This window comes from Paenibacillus sp. 01T431 (assembly GCF_056398625.1).
This window is the reverse complement of sequence record NZ_JBFTPT010000006.1, coordinates 371985-388311: the sequence shown is the minus strand read 5'-3', so window position 1 is coordinate 388311 and position 16327 is coordinate 371985. Positions and strand designations below refer to the sequence as shown.

At 48.2% G+C, this 16327-nt stretch carries 18 protein-coding genes; 13 read left to right on the top strand and 5 right to left on the bottom strand.

Annotated elements, in window-relative coordinates; all coding sequences use genetic code 11:
- The first annotated feature begins 63 nt into the window (after positions 1–63).
- The 7 genes from rlmN to spoVM all read left to right on the top strand — a co-directional run bounded on the left by rlmN (position 64) and on the right by spoVM (position 6054).
- A complete protein-coding gene (rlmN, locus tag AC1DM9_RS13995) occupies positions 64–1110 on the top strand; it encodes a dual-specificity RNA methyltransferase RlmN (protein ID WP_076268270.1) in 1047 nt (348 codons plus the stop codon).
- Positions 1111–1117: 7 nt separating this feature from the next.
- Positions 1118–1879: a Stp1/IreP family PP2C-type Ser/Thr phosphatase gene (locus AC1DM9_RS13990; protein WP_076268271.1), complete on the top strand. Its 762-nt coding sequence runs from the start codon at positions 1118–1120 to the stop codon at positions 1877–1879.
- Between the two features lie 5 nt (positions 1880–1884).
- Positions 1885–3990 (top strand): Stk1 family PASTA domain-containing Ser/Thr kinase, encoded by a 2106-nt coding sequence (gene pknB, locus AC1DM9_RS13985; RefSeq protein WP_477580532.1) that lies wholly within the window; start codon positions 1885–1887, stop codon positions 3988–3990.
- On the top strand, positions 3941–4915 hold the full coding sequence (rsgA, locus tag AC1DM9_RS13980) for a ribosome small subunit-dependent GTPase A (RefSeq protein ID WP_477511465.1): 975 nt from the start codon (positions 3941–3943) through the stop codon (positions 4913–4915). Before pknB ends, rsgA begins: the two co-directional genes overlap by 50 nt.
- 5 nt (positions 4916–4920) lie before the next feature.
- Positions 4921–5565: a ribulose-phosphate 3-epimerase gene (rpe, locus tag AC1DM9_RS13975; RefSeq protein WP_477511464.1), complete on the top strand. Its 645-nt coding sequence runs from the start codon at positions 4921–4923 to the stop codon at positions 5563–5565.
- A gap of 11 nt (positions 5566–5576) precedes the next feature.
- On the top strand, positions 5577–5852 hold the full coding sequence (locus AC1DM9_RS13970; protein ID WP_076268274.1) for a hypothetical protein: 276 nt from the start codon (positions 5577–5579) through the stop codon (positions 5850–5852).
- A 121-nt stretch (positions 5853–5973) separates the two neighbouring features.
- On the top strand, positions 5974–6054 hold the full coding sequence (gene spoVM, locus AC1DM9_RS13965; RefSeq protein ID WP_010345573.1) for a stage V sporulation protein SpoVM: 81 nt from the start codon (positions 5974–5976) through the stop codon (positions 6052–6054).
- 99 nt (positions 6055–6153) lie between these two features.
- Here spoVM and rpmB read toward each other — a convergent pair whose 3' ends face one another.
- Positions 6154–6342, bottom strand: a complete 189-nt coding sequence (rpmB, locus tag AC1DM9_RS13960) for a 50S ribosomal protein L28 (RefSeq protein WP_053375639.1) — start codon at positions 6340–6342, stop codon at positions 6154–6156.
- Positions 6343–6635: 293 nt separating this feature from the next.
- Between rpmB and AC1DM9_RS13955 the strand changes: the two genes are divergently transcribed.
- The 5 genes from AC1DM9_RS13955 to AC1DM9_RS13935 all read left to right on the top strand — a co-directional run bounded on the left by AC1DM9_RS13955 (position 6636) and on the right by AC1DM9_RS13935 (position 12084).
- Complete coding sequence (locus tag AC1DM9_RS13955) at positions 6636–6995, top strand: Asp23/Gls24 family envelope stress response protein (RefSeq protein ID WP_076268275.1); 360 nt, start codon at positions 6636–6638, stop codon at positions 6993–6995.
- A gap of 56 nt (positions 6996–7051) precedes the next feature.
- The gene (locus AC1DM9_RS13950; protein WP_441881451.1) at positions 7052–8779 is read left to right on the top strand and encodes a DAK2 domain-containing protein; all 1728 of its coding nucleotides are present in this window, start codon (positions 7052–7054) and stop codon (positions 8777–8779) included.
- Positions 8780–8812: 33 nt separating this feature from the next.
- Positions 8813–9667 carry a DegV family protein gene (locus AC1DM9_RS13945; RefSeq protein WP_441881406.1) on the top strand — a complete coding sequence of 285 codons (855 nt, stop codon included), beginning with the start codon at positions 8813–8815 and terminating at the stop codon, positions 9665–9667.
- 7 nt (positions 9668–9674) lie between these two features.
- On the top strand, positions 9675–11726 hold the full coding sequence (gene recG / locus AC1DM9_RS13940) for an ATP-dependent DNA helicase RecG (RefSeq protein ID WP_076268278.1): 2052 nt from the start codon (positions 9675–9677) through the stop codon (positions 11724–11726).
- A 70-nt stretch (positions 11727–11796) separates the two neighbouring features.
- On the top strand, positions 11797–12084 hold the full coding sequence (locus AC1DM9_RS13935; RefSeq protein ID WP_076268279.1) for a stage VI sporulation protein F: 288 nt from the start codon (positions 11797–11799) through the stop codon (positions 12082–12084).
- Between the two features lie 62 nt (positions 12085–12146).
- On the opposite strand, the gene AC1DM9_RS13930 is transcribed toward AC1DM9_RS13935, so the two are convergent.
- Complete coding sequence (locus AC1DM9_RS13930; protein ID WP_477580529.1) at positions 12147–12842, bottom strand: SOS response-associated peptidase; 696 nt, start codon at positions 12840–12842, stop codon at positions 12147–12149.
- 168 nt (positions 12843–13010) lie between these two features.
- Here AC1DM9_RS13930 and AC1DM9_RS13925 point away from each other — a divergent pair, with 168 nt between their 5' ends.
- Entirely contained in the window at positions 13011–14306 is a 1296-nt protein-coding gene (locus tag AC1DM9_RS13925; RefSeq protein WP_477580527.1) for a DUF2515 domain-containing protein, read from the top strand.
- Between the two features lie 190 nt (positions 14307–14496).
- Here AC1DM9_RS13925 and AC1DM9_RS13920 read toward each other — a convergent pair whose 3' ends face one another.
- Genes AC1DM9_RS13920 through AC1DM9_RS13910 form a run of 3 tightly spaced genes read right to left on the bottom strand, consistent with a single transcriptional unit; the run spans position 14497 to position 16284 of the window.
- On the bottom strand, positions 14497–14823 hold the full coding sequence (locus tag AC1DM9_RS13920; protein ID WP_339208844.1) for a YolD-like family protein: 327 nt from the start codon (positions 14821–14823) through the stop codon (positions 14497–14499).
- Positions 14820–16085 (bottom strand): DNA polymerase IV, encoded by a 1266-nt coding sequence (locus AC1DM9_RS13915; RefSeq protein ID WP_441881392.1) that lies wholly within the window; start codon positions 16083–16085, stop codon positions 14820–14822. The genes AC1DM9_RS13920 and AC1DM9_RS13915 overlap by 4 nt, the downstream gene beginning before the upstream one ends.
- A complete protein-coding gene (locus AC1DM9_RS13910) occupies positions 16075–16284 on the bottom strand; it encodes a hypothetical protein (protein WP_076268302.1) in 210 nt (69 codons plus the stop codon). Before AC1DM9_RS13910 ends, AC1DM9_RS13915 begins: the two co-directional genes overlap by 11 nt.
- Between the last annotated feature and the right edge of the window lie 43 nt (positions 16285–16327).

Sequence of the window (16327 nt, the reverse complement as noted above, 5' to 3'; positions counted from 1 at the left end):
TAAATCGATGGCGGTGTTCAGCTTCTATGAGCCGTCCTACTATAAAGGTACAGGTGTGATGAAATGAAACCATGCATATATGACTACACGCTCGAACAGCTTCAACAATGGATGACAGATAATGGTGAGCCGGCATTTCGCGGCGGACAGCTGTTTGATTGGTTATATGTGAAGCGGGTAAAGAGCTTTGAAGATATGTCCAACCTATCGAAAGCCCTTCGCGATAAGCTGGAGGAGAACTTCCAAATTATTACGCTTAACGAGATTACAAAGTTTGAATCGAAGGACGGAACCGTGAAGTTTCTATTCGGACTTCATGATGCCCACGCGATTGAGACTGTTATTATGCGCCATAACTACGGCAACAGTATTTGTGTAACGACACAGGTCGGCTGCCGAATCGGCTGTACGTTTTGTGCTTCGACGCTTGGCGGCTTGAAACGCAACTTGACTGCAGGCGAGATCGTAGCGCAGGTTGTTACAGCGCAGATGATGCTTGATGCTACCGGAGAACGTGTATCCAGCATCGTTATTATGGGTTCTGGGGAGCCGTTCGAGAACTATGATGCAACGATGGCTTTCTTGCGTATTATGATCCACGAGAAAGGCCTAAACATCGGTCAGCGTCACATTACGGTTTCGACTAGCGGCATCGTGCCGAGCATGTACAAGTTTGCCGAGGAGAATACACAAATCAACTTGGCACTATCGATCCATGCACCAAATGATGCGCTTCGCTCAAAGCTAATGCCGGTTAACCGTCGTTTTCCTTTTGCTGATGTAATGGCAGCTTGCCATAACTATATTGCGAAGACTGGCCGGAGAATAACATTTGAATACGCCTTGATCGGCGGTGTTAATGATCAAGCTGAGCATGCGCAGGAGCTGGCAGACGTGCTGCAAGGAATGTTGTGCCATGTTAACTTGATTCCTGTAAACCATGTTCCTGAACGCAATTATGTTCGGACTCCGCGCGAGGACATCTTTGAATTCCAGCGTGTACTTGAGAAAAATAAAGTGAGTGTAACGATCCGCAGGGAACAAGGGCATGACATTGCAGCTGCATGCGGCCAATTAAGAGCAAAACATATGGAGTCTCAGGCGAGGTGATGATTGATTGTTAACGGCAAACCGCAGTGATATTGGACGGGTTCGTCATGTCAATGAAGACCAATCATGGGTAAGTCAACTGAATAATGGAGTAACGCTTGCCATCGTAGCTGATGGCATGGGCGGCCATCAGGCTGGAGACGTTGCAAGCCAGAGGGCAGTTGACGCTTTCCGAAGCATGCTGGAGAAAAGCGCCGCTAAAGAGGACTTGTCTCTGCAAGAAGGAAAAATGCTCATAAGACAAGCGATTTCGCAGGCGAACGACGCTGTCTTTGAGCTTGCTTCCCAGAACGAGCAGTATCGGAATATGGGTACTACGATCGTGGCCGCTTTAGTGAAACAGGACAACGCTATTATAGGCCATGTGGGAGACAGTCGCGCTTACAAGATTACCGAGGGCGTCATTACACAATTAACGAATGATCATACACTTGTGAATGAATTGGTCAAGTCTGGCCAGCTTAGCGCAGAGGAGGCTGCTCACCACCCAAGGCGCAACGTACTGACTCGTGCAGTTGGTACGGATTCTCAAGTTGAAATCGATGTTCAAGCGGTAGAGTGGTCCGCACAGGATGTGCTGCTGCTGTGCAGCGATGGATTATCAAATATGGTGAGCGATCAGGAAATGCTGCAAACGGTCACGACGGATCAACTTGAGCTGGATGCAAAAGCTGATCATCTCATTTCGCTTGCGCTGCAAGCAGGCGGGGACGACAATATAACTGTCGTACTTCTCCAAGAAGCAGCTGGCACGAATCGAGAGGGGTGACAAGGATGATTGGACAGGATTTAGGCGGACGTTATGAAATATTGACTCGCATAGGCGGCGGCGGGATGGCGCTTGTGTATAAAGCGCATGATGTGCTGCTTAATAGAAAAGTCGCAGTGAAGGTGCTGCGGCAGCAATTTGTGCATGATGAAGAATTTATTCGCCGATTCCGTCGTGAAGCACAGTCAGCAGCTGCGCTATCTCATCCGAATGTCGTCAGCATTTATGATGTAGGACAAGAAGAAGATACGCATTATATCGTTATGGAATATATTGAAGGCCATAATTTGAATGAAATTATACAAGAACGAGCGCCGTTGCAGCCAGATGAAGCGGTGCGCATTGCTATGCAAATTGCAGATGCGCTTGATCACGCGCATCAAAATCACATTATTCATCGTGATATTAAGCCGCATAATATATTAATCGGCAAAAATGGACGTGTAAAGGTTACGGATTTTGGTATCGCAAGGGCGGTTACTTCATCCACGATTACACAGACAGGCTCGGTTATCGGATCGGTTCACTATTTTTCCCCTGAGCATGCCAAAGGAATTAATACCGGAGAAAAGTCCGACTTATATTCGCTCGGCATTGTACTCTATCAAATGCTGACAGCTAAGCTGCCGTTCCTTGGCGAGAGCCCAATTAGCGTAGCTTTGAAGCATTTGCAAGAAAATTTCGAGGAGCCGCGAATCGTTAATCCGCATATTCCGCAGAGCGTTGAGAATGTCATTCTCAAAGCGATGCGCAAAAATCCGAGTGAACGTTATAACTCAGCGCATGAAATGCTTCTTGATTTGGATACCTGCCTTCGTCCAGAACGATTAAAGGAACCCAAAATCACGTTCGCACATGTTAATGATTTGGATGAGACGCGTGTTATGCCTGCTATCCGTGGTGATATACGGCCAACAGAAACACAAGAGATTGCACGGCCCGTCATATCGAAAAATGATGAGCAGCAAAAAGAAGTTGAGCAGCTGCCAAAGTCCAAGAGCTGGAAAAAACCGCTTACTGTCGTAGGTGTTACACTGCTCATACTGGCGATTATTATATTTGGCTTCATTAAGCTTCTTGGGGTGCTTGACGTTGCGGAAGTAAGCGTGCCATATGTCGTAACCAAAACCGAAATTGAAGCACGTCAAATGATTGAGGCCGCTGGGCTCAAGGTAGAAGATCCTATCATTCGCGAGCATAACAAGGAAATTCCGAAGGATCAGGTTATAAGTCAGTCAAAGATGAATATGCGAGTGAAGGAAGGCTCCCTTATTCAATTAACGGTGAGTGACGGTCCTGAGCTGGAAGAAATTGATAATTATGTTGGGAAAGCGCTGCAGACCGCTATTGATGAGCTTATTGCACTTGGGATAACAGAGGATCAAATCGTAATTGAAGATCCTGTTTTCAGTGAGGAAGCTCCAGATACGATCATTCAGCAGTCGCCAAAACCGGGTGAAGCCTACAACCCTGAATCGGTTGAATTTAAATTCGTGGTCAGCAAAGGCCGAGAGACCGTTGCAATGCCTAACTTAATTAACAAGCCGCTTGATGTAGCCAAGGATTTGATCAAAGCATACGAGCTTACACTAGACAAAGCTGATATTTTGTATGCTCCGAGTTATTTGCACGAGAAGGATCATGTCATTAGCCAAGATCCATTCCAACCTAATGATAAAGTAACCAAAGGGGAAAAAGTTACAATTACTGTAAGCTCAGGGCCGCCAGCCGATGCGAAAGAGCATAAGTTTAACATTATGATTTCACCGGCGGAGGCAGGCAAAGCAAGTGAAGTTCGAATTGAATACTCCGATGCACGCGGTGAAAATATTGTATCAGAGAAACGTAAAATTACAGGTATGGAAACCTTCGTAGTTACCGTTCTTGTCTCACCGGATACGGAAGCCAGAGTAACGGTATTCCGAGACAATCAGTTTATTGATATCAAAACAATTACGTACAAAGAAATAGTCAATGGCACGAATTCATCCAATTTGACTATTCCGGGTAATGAAGTGAAGGAAACAGAAGCGCCGACACAAACGGAGGTTACCCAAAACAATGATGAGCCAATTGAAGAAGAGCAGCAGCAAGAGCAGCAACAGCCATAATAGCAAAGAGGGTCATCTCAAAGGCACGATAGTAAAAGCGCTCAGTGGCTATTACTACGTAAGAGCGGAGAATGCGGCGTCGGACTCGGCAACAGTCCAATGCCGCGCTAGAGGCGTCTTTAAGAATAAGGGCTTAACGCCGCTTGTAGGCGATGCAGTGATGTATAGCTTGACAGAGAACGGTGAAGGAACCGTCGAGCAGCTGCTGCCTCGTACATCAGTGCTTATTCGACCGCCAGTTGCGAATATCGATCTTGCGATTCTTGTGTTTTCGGTTACAGAGCCTGCTCTCAATTTGCAATTGCTGGATAAGTTCCTTGTGCATATCGAGCATGCAGGCATACCAGCAGTATTATGCTTAAGCAAGCAGGACTTAGAGAAAGACGGTTTGGAAACGGAGGAGGCGCAAGCTGCGGCTGCCTCCGTTAATCGTATATACAGAGCACTTGGATATGAAGTGTTCGGGACAAGCTCTCGTTTGGGAGAAGGCATTGCTCCATTTCAAGAAAAGCTGAAAGGGCATATGGCCGTATTTGCCGGACAATCAGGCGTAGGCAAGTCATCACTGCTTAATGCGATCGTTCCTGGTCTTAAGCTGGAGACAAATGAAATCAGCAATCGTCTTGGACGAGGCAAGCATACAACGAGGCATGTGGAGCTTATTGAAATTGGAGGCGGCTTAGTCGCTGATACACCAGGTTTCAGCCAGCTGGACTTTCAGGAGCTGGGAATCGAAGATTTAGGTTATTGTTTTGTAGAAATGCGCGAGCTGTCTCCCGATTGTAAATTCCGTGGCTGCACGCATGTAAGTGAACCAGGCTGCGCCGTGCTTGCTGCGGTTGAGAGCGGGAAAATAGAAAAAAGCAGGCATGACCACTACTTGCTGTTTATGACGGAGATGAGAGAGAAAAAACGGAGGTACTAACAACTATGACGATTATTGCCCCTTCTATATTATCGGCCAACTTTGCAAGGCTAGGAGAGGAAGTTCAAGCAGTCGAAGCGGCAGGAGCAGATTGGATTCACATCGACGTGATGGACGGACATTTTGTCCCCAATCTAACTTTTGGACCGCCGGTCATTTCAGCTATCAGGCCTGTGACGAAGCTTCCTTTTGATGTGCATTTGATGATTGAACGTCCGGAACTTTCAATTGAGGACTATATTGCAGCAGGCGCGGACCGCATTACTATTCATGCTGAAGCTTGCGTGCATTTGCATAGAACCGTTCATTACATAAAAGAAAAAGGGCTGCCTGTGGGCGTAGCGATTAATCCGGCAACACCTGTTTCTGTGCTGGAGCCTATTTTGCATGATCTTGATCTCGTGCTTATTATGACGGTTAACCCTGGATTTGGGGGTCAGAAGTTCATTCCTTATTCGCTTGTGAAGCTGCGCCAGCTTCGTGCGATGCTGGAGGAGCAGGGACTAGATGATGTTCATGTCCAGGTTGACGGTGGTGTTAATCAAACAACGGCAGCAGTCATTCGTGAAGCTGGCGCTAATGTGCTTGTGGCAGGAAGTGCCGTGTTCTCAGAGGTAGACCGAGCCGCGGCAATCGCGGTATTGCGCTAGGAGGTACTGCGATGAATGAACGGTTGAAAACAACACTCTGGCTGTTGATGTATACATTTCTTGCCGGACTGCTGCTAGCGCTATTCTCGATGATATCGGATTTTTATCGGTATCTCTTCTCGCTGCTCGCTTTGTACGTGGGCATTCGCTTTTTCCGGAGATTTGAAAAGCTAGGCATGCGAATCGCTTTTTTCGCGCTATCGATAGTATTTTATTTACTAATTGCTGTCGTTGGAGCGGCTATTATATATATAAGAGATAATCCAATGCCAATAACGGGCGCATAATAGGCTTTCCCCTCAGACGCACTATGGAATAGGACAAACTGACGACGCATAGGATGTTTACATGAGCGTAGTAATGTTGTCACGGATAAATTCGATGAGCGTGTCTGAGGAGGGATGAGGCATGAAATTTTATACAATCAAACTGCCTAAATTTTTGGGCGGGTTCGTAAAGGCGATTTTGAATACCTTCCAAAAAAATTAGGTCTAGATGCTGCAGGACACCCTTCGGCCGTGATCGTAGAAAAGCAAAAAAAAAAGCACCTGAGCGCTCAGGTGCTTTTGTCTATGGCCATTGCCATCATTATACGCGTGTAACTTTACCAGCTTTAAGTGCGCGTGTGCTAACATAAACACGTTTCGGTTTACCATCAACCAAAATGCGAACCTTTTGCACGTTTACGCCCCAAGAACGACGAGTTTTGTTGTTTGCGTGGGAAACGTTGTTACCTTTACCAGGTGCTTTACCTGTAAGAAAACATTTGCGGGACATGACTACACCTCCTTTAAATCTTGCTTGAACAAAACGGATTCCATTAATATGGCTTCGTTATGCGTGAGGAAAATTTCATTCGTAAGCGAAATAACATTTAAACACACTTGAATATCGTATCACAAACATTGGTTCTGTTCAACCTAAATATAAGGACAAGGATGTTCTTTATCGCTTTTAAAGCGAGCAACCATGCAGAATAACTGGATTTATTGAACAGACTTCTATAAAGGAGCCGTTTATAGTACAATAATACTTAGTCCATAATACATACAGTAAGGGAGTGTATTTCCATGCCAATGCAGCTAAGCACAGAATTAGGTTCCATACATGTCTCAGACCATTGCATAGCCATTATTGCGGGCTCTGCGGCCATGGATTGTTATGGACTTGTCGGGATGGCTTCACGCAAACAGCTAAAGGACGGAATTGCCGAGTTGCTCGGACGAGACAATTTGACTCGCGGCGTTGAAGTTAGACGAGTAAATGAAGAATTGCATATTGATCTCTACATCATCGTAAGCTATGGAACAAAAATTTCCGAGGTAGCGCATAACATTCAATCCAAGGTAAAATATGTGCTGAACGACGTAATCGGTCTACAAGTGGAAGAAGTCCATATAATTGTGCAGGATGTCAGGGTACTTAAGTAACAGGGAGGGAAATTTCGTTGAGTAAGCGCTTTATAAACGGATCTGATTTTACCGCAATGGCACTGCTCGGCGCGGATTATTTACAGCGAAACGCAGAGCACGTTAATGCATTAAATGTATTCCCAGTGCCGGATGGCGACACGGGAACAAACATGAACTTAACGATGTCCTCAGGCGTTCGCGAGCTGCGCAGCAAGCCGTCAAGCAGCATTGGAAAAACGACAGAAGCCTTATCTAAGGGGCTGCTGATGGGGGCTCGGGGCAATTCCGGCGTTATCTTGTCACAGCTGTTCAGAGGTTTCTCCAGGTCGCTTGCCGGTCTTGAAGAAGCGGGAACGGTGCAAATAGCCGCTGCTTTGCAATACGGTGTTGACCTCGCTTATAAAGCTGTCGTAAAGCCTGTAGAAGGAACGATTCTTACCGTTGCCAAGGAAGCTGCGAAGCATGCCGTTCAGTACGCCCGTAGAACGAGTGACGTGGCTGAGTTGATGCACGAGGTGCATCAGAAGGCATATGAAGCTTTGCAGCGTACGCCTGATTTATTGCCTGTATTAAAGCAGGTTGGCGTAGTCGATTCTGGCGGACAAGGTCTCGTGTTTATTTATGAGGGTTTCGTACGCAGCCTAGCAGAAATCGATGGCCAGCTTGATACTTATTCGATGCCGTCAGAAGCAGCTCCACCTGAAGAAGTGGCTGTTCCTATTATCGTGCCACCAATTCGCAAGCAAGAGCCGATCTCGGCACAAGCACGCTTAGCGACGGAAGCTATTGAATTTTTATACGATATGGAATTTTTTATCAATCGCAAGCTAAGCGGACAAGCGGGAGCGTTTTTTGATGAATCCGCTTACAAACGTGCTCTTGGGAAAGATGGAGACTCTATATTGGTCATAACAGAAGACGATATTATTAAAGTTCATGTACACTCTCGCAAACCGGGAGACGTACTGAACCTATCGCTTCCTTACGGAGAATTAACCGATATTCATATTCTTAATATGCGCGAGCAGCATCGTGATTTGCTTGAGCATGAGGCAGTGGATTCAGCCGTTGTTGACTATTCTGCAGCAGAACTGCTTGCAGGGCAGGCCGTACAGGGAGTTCCGCCTGGTCAAGTATTTGAATGGGCGCCGTTTGGAATTATTGCTGTTGCTCTAGGCGAGGGGATTACGAACATTTTCCTCGAAAATGAAGTGGATACGGTATTGTCTGGTGGTCAGACGATGAATCCGAGCACAGAAGATTTTGTGAAGGCGATCGAGGCTCTGTCAGCAGAGCATATCTATATATTACCGAATAACGGAAATATTATTTTGGCAGCTGAACAAGCTGCTGAGCTTAGCGAGCGGAATGTTACGATTATCCCAACTCGCACGATACCTCAGGGTTTAGCCGCTGTACTTGCTTTTAAGGAAGACGAGACGGCTGAACGAAATAGCGCATGGATGAAAAACGCTGCTGAGCAGGTTATGTCGGGACAAGTAACAAAGGCTGTGCGAGATACGACCATTGAAGGTGTGGATATTCGCGAGGGCGATTACATCGGCATTAAAGAAAAGACGATAGTTGTATCCAAAGCAAGCTTGCTCGAAGCCTGCCAATCGCTCATTGCTAACATGCTCGATGCAGGTGGAGATTTGCTGACGATTTTGTCAGGTGAGGATGCGGAAGCGACAGAAACGGCGTCGTTATGCGAATGGATCGGAGAGCAGTATCCTGATCTGGAGCTTGAATTGCAAAAAGGCGGACAACCGCTGTATCCGTATGTTTTTGCTTTGGAGTAAATGTAATCGTTCTAACAATGGGAGGAAATGGCCATGGGAAAGGTCCGAATAGTAACGGATAGCACATCTGATATTCCGGAAGAGGTCAAGAAGCGCTTGGGGATATCGGTAGTTCCCCTTAAGGTGCTGTTTGGCGAGGAGACGTTTCTAGATGCCGTGACGATTACGTCCGAACAATTCTACGAGAAGCTTGCGCAGTCATCTGTTCTTCCTACAACATCTCAGCCATCACCAAACGAGTTCTCAGAAGTATATGAGCGCTTGCTTGCGGAGGACGCTGATTCACCTATTATTTCTATTCATTTGTCGGCCGCGCTCAGCGGTACGTATCAATCGGCTGTCATTGCTCATTCCATGCTCGAGCAAGAAGCGGATATTACGATAATCGATTCTAAATCTGCTTCATACGGGTTCGGACTACGTGTTGTGAGAGCTGCCGAAATGGCACAAGCAGGCGAATCGAAAGAACGGATTATCGAAGAGATTGAGCGTCTTGAGCGCAGTACTAATTTATACTTTCTAGTCGACACGTTGGAATATTTGCAAAAGGGCGGAAGAATTGGCAAAGCATCCGCGCTGATCGGTTCGATTCTTAACATAAAGCCTATCTTATCTTTGGACAAAGATGGGGTTGTGCTAGCTGTAGATAAAGTGCGCGGCTCTAAGAAGGCGATGGCTCGTATTATTGAACTATTGAAACAATCGTATGGCGATGAGCCGGTCGGTATGACTATGGCTTACTCTTTCAGTAAAGACACAGCTGAGGATTTGTGTGAGCTATTGAAAGCCCAGTTCAATGTACAAGAAATGAACTGGACGACGGTAGGTGCTGTTATCGGCACGCATACGGGACCTGGCACATCGGCCGTGTTTATGTACAGGATGTGATCGTAAAATGACTCTTGATCAAATTTCTGTTCGGCAAATCAAAGGCGTGAGTGCTCCCAAGGAATTGGAGCTTCACGCCTTTGGCGTGAGAACAGTGGCGGATATACTTGATTATTTTCCATTTCGCTATGAGGATTATCGCATTCGTGAGCTGACCGATGTAAAGGAAGGCGAGAAGGTGACGGTTCTAGGACATGTCCGAGGCATTCCAATGCTGCAGCGATATGGAAAAAGCAAATCAAGATTAACATGCAAGGTTGAGGTTGGGCAGTGGCTCGTGACGGCAGTCTGGTTTAATCGGCATTTTCTGCAGGACCAGCTTGTCATTGGCCGTGAGATTATGCTTACGGGCAAGTGGGAACAACAGCGCCTGCAAATGACGATATCGGATTCGGAGTTTCCTGGCAGCGGCGGACCGGCTAAATCAGGAACGCTGCAGCCGGTTTATTCGGTAGGCGGAAGCATCACACAGCCTTGGATGCGGAAGACCGTGCGTCAAGCGTTGACGCAATATGGGTCGATGATTGAAGAGATTTTGCCGTTTGAGCTTGTGGAGCAGCATCATTTGATGCCCAGACGCGACGCGGTGCATCGCATTCATTTGCCGGATGATACGAAGGAAGGACTGCAGGCGCGCAAACGATTGGTATACGAGGAGCTGTTTCTGTTTCAGTTGAAGCTCCAAGCGTATCGGGCTCTTAATCGCAAGCGGAATGATGGCATCGCACATCGAATTGAGAGTGAAACGATTCGTCAATTTGCCGCAACCCTTCCGTTTGAGCTGACAGATGCTCAGAAGAAGGTCGTTAATGAAATTTGTGTCGATATGAGAAGGCCGTCCTGCATGAATCGGCTGCTTCAAGGTGACGTTGGCTCCGGCAAAACGGTTGTGGCAGCTATTGCACTGTATGTTGCGGTGAAATCAGGTCATCAAGGGGCTTTGATGGTGCCAACAGAAATACTGGCTGATCAGCACATGCGCTCGCTTACAAAAATGTTCGCAGAGCTCGGAATTGAGGTTGCTCTTCTAACGGGAAGTGTAACAGAGCGCAAACGCAGGGATGTGCTTGCGGGGCTTCAAATGGGCATGATTGATATTGTCGTTGGAACGCATGCTCTAATTCAGGACGATGTTTTTTTTCGGAGCCTTGGGCTCGTCGTTGTGGATGAACAGCATCGTTTCGGTGTCAATCAGCGGAGCGTGCTGCGGCGCAAAGGGATGAACCCCGATGTGCTTACGATGACAGCAACGCCGATTCCGAGAACAATGGCGATTACCGCATTCGGCGATATGGACGTGTCGACGATTCGCGAGCGGCCGCATGGGCGCAAGCCGATTAAGACGTATTGGGTTAAGCACAGCATGATGGAGCGTGTGCTCGCTTTTATAAGGAAAGAAGTAAATAAGGGGCGTCAAGCTTACATCATCTGCCCGCTGATCGAGGAGTCGGAGAAGCTCGATGTGCAAAATGCGATTGATCTGTATGTGCAAACGCAGCAGTCGTTTCCAGATTTGCGGGTAGGCCTGCTGCATGGACGCCTTTCAGCTGCGGAGAAAGAAAGCGTGATGGGTGCTTTTGGCGCAAATGAAACGCATGTGCTTGTGGCGACGACGGTCGTTGAGGTAGGTGTCGACGTTCCTAATGCGACACTTATGATCATTATGGATTCGGAGCGATTCGGATTATCCCAGCTGCATCAGCTGCGAGGACGTGTAGGGCGGGGAGAGCATCAATCACATTGTATATTAGTAGCTGATCCGAAATCAGAAACGGGACGCGAGCGAATGAAGGTCATGACGGACACGGATGACGGATTTGAAGTGTCTAAGCGGGATCTTGAGATTCGTGGTCCGGGCGATTTTTTTGGCACGAAGCAAAGCGGATTGCCAGAGTTTCGTTTGGCCGACATGGTTGCTGACTATGAGCTGCTGGAGCTTGCTAGGGATGATGCCGCTGAATTAACAGGACGAGATGATTTTTGGACGAATGAGTCATTCGTTAGATTGCGCAGCTTGCTGGAGCAGGATCAATTTTTTCAAGGGGAACAGCTGGACTAGGCAATATTCACCTCCTTTCGGCATATAGTTTAACGATGTGACTGGATTGCCTGATGGAGGTGTCAACGAAGTGAGTTACCAAAACTATGGGATTAAGCCTCAGCTGGTCGAGCGTGTTAAATACAAAATGAAAAACCCTGCTGTGAAGGAACGGATTAGGGACCTGCTAGGAAATGTGACCAAATACGATTTGCAAGACCGGCCAAAGGTTAGACGGCTTGTGAAAGCGGCGTCCGTTATTTTGCAGGAGCAGCTTACGGATACACAGGAAGACCAGATTGTTGCTTTCATTATGGCGCAAAAGATTGACCCGAACAACACGTTTCACTTGCTGAAACTGTGGGGGATGTTTCGCTGACCGCTTTGGTCAGCGATTTTTTTTTATTTGGCAACGGGAACATCGTTCTGCTAGGTTTGCTGCTACCATAGCTCGAGCTGCTCGTCCACTTCAATGCGCTCGATTAAAGAAGAGTCGTCGTTTCGGACGCTTCCGACTGCAAGGGAGACAGGGTAAGCTTCAAGCTCATGCGATGAGTATGGCTTAAGGAGTGGAGTGATCATCTTAACGTCCGTTACCGCGCGGTTCAGCCACAGCTGCTCTGCCTCGGGCCGCAAAATGACCGGCATGCGATCATGAACCTCGGAAACGAGCTCGTTTGGCGTAGTTGTTAAAATCGTACAGCTATTTATTTTGGTCCCTTCAGGAGAAAGCCAGGTCTCGTACAGACCGGCCATGCTGAATAAGGAGCGGTTCTTGAGTACGAAGCGCATCGGCTGCTTGCCTTGTGCTGTCGTTTTCCATTCATAGAAACCATCGGCAGGGATGAGGCAGCGCTTGCGCTGCAGCGGGGCCTGAAAGGCTGGTTTGCTCGCTGCTGTCTCTGATCGAGCATTCAGCATCTGGAAACCAATTTTCGGATCATCCGCCCATGGCGGCACAAGTCCCCACTTCAGCTCGCCTAGCCGATTATTTTGGCCATCATTTATAATGGTCAGCACCTGCTGGCTCGGAGCTATATTATATTTCGGACGGTGAAAAGGTACCATCGTTTCTTCGATCATATACCTAACCATCAGCTCTTCCAACGTAACTGTGAGTGTATACCTTCCGCACATGGCTGTCATCTCCTTTCTAATGCTTTTATTATACATCGTGAGCGCTCGAATCGCATATGTTGCATACACGGTATGACGAACTGCTCCGTGGCTGATACTGGATACTATAGGGTTTAAACTAGGCAGCAAGCTTGTATAGTCAACGACGCGATAGGAGGAGCACTGACAATGGACAAAAAGCATGAGGGACGGTCTTATCGCCGTACATTCGGTTACTGGCTAGGGCAGCTGCTCGCGCTCCCCAGCGCTGCGTTTGACTATGCAGTAGGCAAGTGGGGGGCAATGAGCGCATCGGATGCAATGATTGCGGAAGCAACACCGCTGCAGCTTTCAGCTTCTTCCGTTGCAAAATTGAAGTATGCATGGTCGAAGCATTTTGAATCTGCTGATGCTTCAGCAGTGACAAGCTGGAATGAAGAGGAACTTGCGCTAATCGAACGAATTCGCGCTGAGACTGCTGCTGCCAATCGGAATAACGTGACGAGAACGGAAGCTTATCGTATTTTGTATTTCCGCACTCCGGAGCTGCACTGGGCGCTGCTTGCGCATATGGTGTCCCGTAATGGCGGCTGGAATATGACTGACTTGCAAGGCGAGTGGCTTCCATGGCTGCTGAACTCGGAACAGCGGTTGGCCGTGTTTCGTTTTTTGGAGCAGGCGAATGCATTGATATTTCAAGATGCTTATCCACAGCTGCTCTTGTATGAACGGAGCAGGCGCGAGGGGAGGAGCTTGTTCCATCTGCTGCCTGCTTTTGGCGTAACCTCGTTTATGGCGCCGGTCTGGAAGCAGTACTGGCGAGATCGCGACGCGGTGCCGCTCACGATCGCATTAATCGTTAATGAGCAGCATTATATCGAGCAGCGTGTTGTACAGCATCCCTTTTTTCGAAAGAAGGTGCTGCATACGTTATTTTTTGGTCTGCAATCGCTGCTTCAGCTGAACGGGGTTATTTTCCCCTATGGCAATGGCCCGGGAAAAGGGGAAGGAGCGTTTGCGCTGCGGCTCTCTGGTCTTATTTTGGAGCGGTTTGAAAATATAGAAGAGAGAATTGAATTCGGCAAGCGTCTATATGCGATGTTATTCGGTGTGCCGCGCGTCTATGAAGGAGCTAGATCCTTCGCTGCTGCGGTTAAGCATACAGGCTCGCGTGCCGACTACGCGCCGCATATGTTTACGCGTGTACGTCAGCAGCCTCCACAGCCAATTTATAAGGAGCGTCTGCTGGGTGCACGGTTAAAGCCTGGTGCTGAGCCGCTTTACAGCCCAGAGCTTAGTACAGCGTGGAACGATCAGCCCATAGAAATGCCGGAGCCTGGGGATTGGTTTACGTCCGTTGCCGACATTACGCCTTATTTTCAAAAGCTGCCAATGCCGCATTCTTTTGAAATTACGAATGAATATGGGCTCATGCTTAACAAGATCGAATTGGCTGTTCTTGCGGTGCAGCGTGGCAATAAGTGAAACCCCCGGACTTCGACACTTGTTGGCGGAGCCGGACGAGATCGAGGGAAAAAGCCAGAAGCGATACAAAATAATATCAAAAGAAAACAGGAACTGCTTCGTTGGCCCTTCTGCCAGTTGAGCAGTTCCTGTTCAAGGATGAGTTCTACTTTAGGCTGCTTTGAGCGAAGCTAACGGAACAGAGCACTCCTTATTCCCAAGCAGCAGCGCCTTCAATATCGTAAATAGAGAACCATTCGCCATCGACCATGAAGCGGCCTTTCAGTTGATCTACGCGGTCAACGATTCCGCTGACGGTCAGTTCCTCTTGCGGATGAAATAAACGGAGCGTGATGGGCTGCCGCTGCTGCAGCGATTCTGTCACGGAGCGGGCTACATGTTCCCATTCCTGCTCATCTAGCTCCACCCGTTCACGCAGCCGCAATGTCTTCTCCTGCTCATTGATTGCGACTTTATGCTCGGGCAGCATCATCCGGCTCGACTCCCAAAGTCCGTTTCCTTCAAGTTTTTTTCTCATTTGTAATGTCCTCCGATCTTCTCAGAGCGGTGCTGTGCTTGCCCCGCATCCGTAATGGACACCGCTCTCAAAATAGTGGCATCCCCATATTTCCTCTTCAAGGCGTCCGTCGCCCGCTCAAGCGCCATCGTCTTCTCGCGGTTCGGATCAAACAGGGAAAGCTGGTATTCGTCATCCTGCGAAAATTGCGATAGGCTGACGCCAACCTTCCTTACGGGATAACCGTCCCAATGCCGCAGCATCAGCTCTACCGCGGCCCGATAAACCTGATTCGTGACGTTTGTCGGATCGTCCATCTTCATCTGACGGCTAAAGCCCGTAGGCCGATCATAATCGGCACCCATTAATCCGACGGAAACGACATGCCCCATATATCCTTTGCCTCGGCAGCGCTGGCAAACGAGCTCGGTCAGCTCAAGCAGTACAACTTTGATCTCCTCCAGCTTCCCATAGTCACGCGGGAGCGTCATCATATGCCCGATGGCCTTGGGCGCAACCTGATGCGTGCCCGGCGTTACGGGACTTTTGTCAATTCCGTTTGCGATGTTCCAATACAGCTCCGCGTTGATATCGGAGTTTTTGCCGAATTTACGGCGCATCATCAGCTTCAGCTTCTCAAGCGGCGTTGCCGCTAATTGGCCGATCGTCTCCAGTCCCATCGATTGGAAGTGCCTCGTCATCCGGCTGCCGACCATGAACATCTTGGAGACGGGCAAGGTCCAGAGCGTATCCTCAAGATTGTCTCTGGAGAGGGTGTAAATGCCTGCATCGTTTTTTTTCGCATAGTTGTCACAGGCCGTCTTAGCCAAAATTTTATTCTCCGCAATACCGAAGCGGGTGTACACTCCTAGCTCTTCTTGGATGCGGGTTTGGATATGATGAGCCAGCTCATCCGGTGAGCCGTACAAATGCAGCGAGCCCGTCACATCGAGAAATTGCTCATCGATTGAATAAGGTTCGACGAGGTCTGTGTAGGATTGATAAATGCTCGTAATCATCATGGAAACATCGATATACAGCTGCATGCGCGGTTTGATGATAATTAAATCCGGGCATTTCGCCAGCGAGTCGCCCAGCCGCTCAGCAGTCGTTACTCCAAATGACTTGGCGATCGGGCAAGCAGCCAGAATGATGCCGGAGCGGCGTTCGGGGTCGCCCGCAACAGCAACCGGCAGATGGCGATACTCGGGATGTTCCGCCTTCTCCACCGATGCATAAAACGATTGGCAATCCGCAAGCATAATGACTTTGTTAAGAGACATTTCGGCTCACCAGCTCTGCTGCTAATACATTTGCCGCAAGAAAGACGCGCTGTGCGCCGGAGTCTATACAAAAGGCTCTGACATAACCGTCTCTTACAGATAGGACACGAATCCTTCGTTTCGTAAACTTGCCTTTTTTGCTCATATAAATCACATCTACGACACAACCGACTAGGCTGAACCATTTTTCCATTGTCATGATGCATCTCCTCCATAACAAGAACGTTTGTTCTTATTATATA